General features: G+C 70.9%; 5 protein-coding genes. All 5 read right to left on the minus strand.

Annotated elements, in window-relative coordinates; genetic code table 11:
• Nucleotides 1-586, minus strand: a 586-nt coding sequence (locus GUY60_RS35195) for a hypothetical protein (RefSeq protein ID WP_161705409.1), incomplete at its 3' end; no start/stop codon positions are given.
• 218 nt (nt 587-804) lie between these two features.
• Nucleotides 805-1,038, minus strand: a complete 234-nt coding sequence (locus tag GUY60_RS35200; RefSeq protein ID WP_161705411.1) for a ferredoxin — start codon at nt 1,036-1,038, stop codon at nt 805-807.
• Nucleotides 1,035-2,270 carry a cytochrome P450 gene (locus GUY60_RS35205; RefSeq protein ID WP_161705413.1) on the minus strand — a complete coding sequence of 412 codons (1,236 nt, stop codon included), beginning with the start codon at nt 2,268-2,270 and terminating at the stop codon, nt 1,035-1,037. Before GUY60_RS35205 ends, GUY60_RS35200 begins: the two co-directional genes overlap by 4 nt.
• Before the next feature lie 51 nt (nt 2,271-2,321).
• Nucleotides 2,322-3,113 (minus strand): ABC transporter permease, encoded by a 792-nt coding sequence (locus GUY60_RS35210; protein ID WP_161705415.1) that lies wholly within the window; start codon nt 3,111-3,113, stop codon nt 2,322-2,324.
• Nucleotides 3,113-4,132 carry an ATP-binding cassette domain-containing protein gene (locus GUY60_RS35215; RefSeq protein ID WP_161705417.1) on the minus strand — a complete coding sequence of 340 codons (1,020 nt, stop codon included), beginning with the start codon at nt 4,130-4,132 and terminating at the stop codon, nt 3,113-3,115. Before GUY60_RS35215 ends, GUY60_RS35210 begins: the two co-directional genes overlap by 1 nt.
• Nucleotides 4,133-4,185 lie beyond the last annotated feature (53 nt).

Below are 4,185 nucleotides of genomic sequence, written 5' to 3' on the forward strand. Positions count from 1 at the left end.
CCACACCACCCTCGCCGTCCGGCCACCGGTCCTCCGGGTCCAGGACCGGGCCCGGCGTTGCGCGAGGCGGCCGCTGTTCGCGCCGTCTGGCCAGGAAGGTATCGGAGTGGCGGGTGTCGATCTGGTCGTGGCTGGGGTCCGGCCGCGGCGCGGGACGGTCGCCGTGTTCCCTGGCGACCACCCAGCCGAGGTGGATGACGACGAGATCGTTCTCGGTCGTCCCCGGACCGATGGCCCAGTGCTGATGCAGCTCGCCCTTCACGAGGAACACCCCTCGCGCGGCGGGCGCGCCGGCCGCGACGGTCCAGTCCCTGACCAGGCGGAGAATGCCGATCACGGTGTCGGCCGAGGTGAGCCCGTGCGGTTCGAGCAGCACGCTCACCGGCCTGCGCACCCCGCCCAGCGCCTCGCCCGGGGCCGGTAGGTCAGGGACCGCCCACCAACGCTCCACGGCGTAACGCCAGTTCGGGTCACTCACACTCGGCACGCCCCAACCCGGCTGGTGCTGCCGCAGCCACGCGTGCAGCGAACGTGCCGGTTCCGGCGAGAGGGGTTCGCCGTGGGCGATGAAGTACAGAGAGGCCACCGGCGGACCAACCTTCCACATGCGCGGGCACGCTCAACTCGTAGCGAAGCCACCATCGTTGCAGCGGCCCGGACGTCGAGAAGCCCTTTCACCCACAACGCGCGGCCCGCACACACGAGCACCCCCCACCGGCAGGAAGCGGTGCGGGGTTCTCGGTCGAGGCCGGAAAGCTACTCGGCTAGCGCCTGTCGTTTGGATCAGGCCGGATCCGGTCGGCGCTACGAGGCCGTGGCGTCCGGCGAGTTGACGGTGATCGCTCCGGCGGGGCAGAGCCCTGCGGCCAGGCGGGCGGCGGCCTGGTGCTCGGGGCGTGGGGTGGGCTGCCGGAGCAGTACCAGGCCCTCCTCGTCGTCCTGGTCGAAGACCTCGGGCGCCGTCAGGGCACACATACCGGCACCCGCGCAGCGGTCGCGGTCGACGTGGAGCCGTAGGGAGTCTTGCGGGGCGCTCACGGGGCCACCTCCTCCTGCTCCCAGGTGACCGGCAGGCTGATCACGCCGTAGATGTTGGCACGGTCACGCAGCGGCACCTCCTCGGGCGGCACCGCGAGGCGCAGCGTGGGGAAGCGGGCGAAGAGTGCCGGGAACGCGACGGTCATCTCGACGCGGGCGAGTTGCTGGCCCAGGCACTGGTGGGCGCCGTGGCCGAAGGCCAGATGGCCGGTGGCGCTGCGGTGGAGGTCGAGCCGGTCGGGGTCGGGGAACTTGTCCGGGTCGCGGTCGGCGGCCTGCACGGACACGGTCACCGTCTCGCCCGCCTTGACGAGGACGCCCGCCACCTCCACGTCCTCGAGCGCCGCCCGCGGGATCGGGTCGGCCACGCTGAGGTAGCGCAGCAGCTCCTCCACGGCCTGCCCGGCGAGACCGGGGTCGGCGCGCAGCGCGTCGAGCTGGTCGGGGTTGCTCAGCAGCGCGTACGTGCCGAGGGCGAGCATGTTCGCGGTGGTGTCGAGTCCCGCCGCGAGCAACACGCCGCCGATCCCGGCGAGTTCCTCGTCCGTGAGGTCGGTCGTGGTCAGGTCGCTGAGCAGGTCGTCGGTGGGTTCGGCGCGCTTGGCGACGACGAGTTCCCGCACGTACAGCAGCAGCCCCGTATAGGCCTCGCCCTTCGCCTGCTCGTCGGCCGTCTGGTCGAAGAGGGTCGCCACCCGGCTCTGGAAGCGCTCCCGCTCTGCGTACGGCACACCGAGCAGCTCGCAGATCATCAGCGCGGGCACCGGCTGCGCGAACGCCGTCACCAGGTCGGCGGTGGGCCCGGCCTGCTCCATGGCGTCCAGGCACTCGGCGGTCAACTCCTGCACCCGTTCGGTGAGTTGGCGCATCCGCCGTACGGTGAACCTGCCGGTGAGCAGCCGCCGGTAGCGGGTGTGCTCGGGCGCGTCGAGGCCGATGATGTCGCCGGTCTGCGCGGGCGGCAGCCCCTCCTCCAGGCCGGCCATGGGGATCGGCGAGTGCATCAGTTCGTACCGGGAGCTGAACCTCGGGTCGGCCAGGACCGCGCGGGCCGCGGCATGGCCGGTGGCGAGCCAGCCCACGTGCCCGTCGGCGTACCGCAGGCGGCGCAGCGGCCGGTCGGCGAGCGCGGTGAGTTCGGCGGGCGGGTCGAAGGGGCAGCCGGAGCGCCGGTCGGTGGGCAGCGTGGGCGCCGACTCGGCCGCTTCGGCGGCAGTCGGTTCGTACGGCATGGGTCCTCCAGGGGAACGGGTCTGGCTGAACTGACTTGCCTCGTAAGGGAGTTACCGCTTGGCACCGGTGGTGAAGGTGCGGCGCGCCCACACGTAGCCGACGATGCTGAGCGCGACGCACCAGGCGAGGCCGATGACGGCGCTGTTGCCGATCTCGGTGCCGAGCCAGAGGCCGCGCAGGGTGTCGATGATCGGCGTGAACGGCTGGTACTCGGCGAACCAGCGCAGGCCCGTGGGCATCGAGTCGGGCGGCACGATGGCGCTGCCGAGGAACGGCAGGAACGTCAGCGGCATCGGGATGTTGCTGGCGGTCTCGGGGTTCTTCGCGACCAGGCCGATCCCGGCGGAGAGCCAGGTCAGGCCCAGGGTGAGCACGGTGAGCAGGCCGAGCGCGGCGAGCCATTCGACGGGTGTGGCGTCGGGCCGGAAGCCCACGAGGAGGGCGACGCCGATGACGAGGGCGATGCTGATCATCGTCTGGATCACACTGCCCGCGACATGGCCGGTGAGGAACGAGGCGCGGGAGATCGGCATCGTACGGAAGCGGTTGACGATGCCTTCGGTCTTGTCCATGCAGACGCTGATCGCGGTGGTGAGGGCGCCGGAGGTGGCGGCCATCAGGATGATGCCGGGCGCGACGTAGTCGATGTACTCGCCGCCACCGGCGGCCGACGCCCCGATACCGCTGCCGAGTGCGCCGCCGAAGGCGTAGTTGAAGAGGAGCAGCATCATGATGGGCATGATGACGACGGTGAGCGTCAGGGACGGGTAGCGAACGGCCTTCTTGAGGTTGCGCCGCAGCATCGTCCGTGAGTCCCGCAAGCCGTAGGACATGGTGGCCATCAGACGTTCTCCTTCGGGGAGTTGAGGTGGTTGTTCGCGGATCCTGCGCCGGGGCGGGGCTGGCCCGTGAGGGTCAGGAACACGTTGTCGAGGTCGGGGGTGTGCACGGTGAGCGACTCGGCCTGTACGGCGGTGGCCTCCAGGGTGTCGAGCACGGCGCGCAGGTTGGGGATGGACCCGTCGCTGGGGATCTGCAGGGTGAGCGACTCGTCGTCGCGGGTGGCGATGCCGAAGATGCCCGCGGCGGCGTCCAGGTGCTCGGGTCCGGCGAACCGCACCCGGATGTGACCGCCGGGGATACGCCGCTTCAGCTCGTCGGGGGTGCCTTCCGCGATCAGCCTGCCGTGGTCCAACACCGCGATACGGTCCGCGAGTTGGTCCGCCTCCTCCAGGTACTGCGTGGTGAGGAAGATGGTCACACCGTCATCGGCGACGAGGGCGCGGATGATCTCCCACATGGTGCGGCGGCTGCGCGGGTCGAGGCCGGTGGTGGGCTCGTCGAGGAAGATGATCCGCGGATCGCCGACCAGGGTCATCGCCAGGTCGAGTTTGCGTCGCATGCCGCCGGAGAACGTGACGGCGGTCTTCCCGGCCACCTCGGACAGTTCGAAGCGGCGCAGCAACTCCTTGGCCCGCCGCTTGCCCTCACGCCGGTCGAGGTGGAGCAGATCGGCCATGAGGAGCAGGTTCTCCTCGGCGGTCAGCAGGTTGTCGACGGCCGAGAACTGTCCGGTGACGCCGATCGCGGAGCGCACCCCGTCGGCGTCCCGCTTCAGGTGGCGGCCCGCGACCCAGGCGTCGCCCGCGTCGGCGTCGATGAGGGTGGAGAGGATCTCCACGGTGGTGGTCTTACCGGCACCGTTGGGCCCGAGCAGCGCGAAGACGGTGCCTTCGGCGATGTCCAGGTCGATGCCGTCGAGCACGAGCTTGTCGCCGTAGGACTTGCGCAGTCCGCCGGCGCGGATCGCCGGTGCCGGAGTGTGCGCGGCGGGCGGCGCGGAGGCCTGGGTGGCAGTCATGCCGATGTTCCTTTCCAGCAAGGGGAGTTGGGGTGGGTCTTCAGGGGGCGAGT

The organism is Streptomyces boluensis (assembly GCF_009908195.1).
GTDB lineage: Bacteria > Actinomycetota > Actinomycetes > Streptomycetales > Streptomycetaceae > Streptomyces > Streptomyces boluensis.